This window comes from Rhizobium sp. 18055, assembly GCF_902706285.1.
GTDB lineage: Bacteria > Pseudomonadota > Alphaproteobacteria > Rhizobiales > Rhizobiaceae > Rhizobium.
On record NZ_CACSKD010000230.1, the window covers coordinates 1 to 461 of the forward strand.

At 69.4% G+C, this 461-nt stretch carries 1 protein-coding gene; it reads right to left on the reverse strand.

Annotated features, from left to right (window positions below; all coding sequences use genetic code 11):
* Positions 1–65: 65 nt before the first annotated feature.
* Positions 66–461 (reverse strand): tetratricopeptide repeat protein (locus GVL52_RS28875; protein ID WP_200847992.1); only part of this gene is annotated, 396 nt, incomplete at its 5' end.

Sequence of the window (461 nt, forward strand, 5' to 3'; positions counted from 1 at the left end):
GTTCAAGACCGCGCAGGACGCGAAGAAGGGCTGAGGAAAGCCGGCGGCGGTGTCAGAGCAGGGCTCTAATGCCGCCGCCGGATCGAACCGACGGTCTGGAGCTGGCTCTGCGCCTCGGCCCGGTCGTCCTCGTTGGCCGCCGCCCAGTTCTTGTCGTAGAGGGCCACGATCCAGTCGTCCTTGCGGCCCTCCGCGCCCTCGCGGGCGAGCGACAGCCACATCAGGCCCTTCACGCGCTGGACCGGCACGCCGCCCAACCCGTTCATCAGCATGTCGCCGAGCAGAGCCTGCGCCGGGTGGTGCCCCTTCTCGGCCGCCAGGTTGAACCAGCGCGCCGCCTGCCGGGGATCCGTCTCCACGCCGGTGCCGTCGAGGTAGAGCCGGGCGAGGTTGTACTGCGCGTTCGGCTCGCCGTAATACGAGGCCGCGTAGTTGAACATGTCGTAGGCGCGCTCGGGGTT